1 protein-coding gene is annotated in these 235 nt (G+C 68.5%); it reads right to left on the reverse strand.

Going from position 1 to position 235, the window contains the following annotated elements:
* The coding region (locus tag AC0CH3_RS17975) for a hypothetical protein (RefSeq protein ID WP_465238147.1) at window positions 1-235 on the reverse strand (235 nt) is incomplete at both ends.

Genomic DNA, 235 nt, shown 5'->3' on the forward strand with positions numbered 1-235 from the left:
GACCATAAAGACGACGGGCTTGCCGCGCGACCTCGGCTCCCAGCCGGCCGCCACAGCGGCGCGGACGCACCGTGATATCATCGCGTCGTCGAGCTGTAGCCGACCAGGCGGCAACCCCTTCAACAGCCGCTTGGGCGCCGGGAATTCCATCAGCGCTTCGCGCTTGGCATCGCGCGGGAGGAGGGAAATCGTCATCCCCTGCCACCCCCCGTCGTCCGACGGATAGGGTTCGCGC

It is taken from the genome of Sphingomonas sp. AC449, from assembly GCF_979253475.1.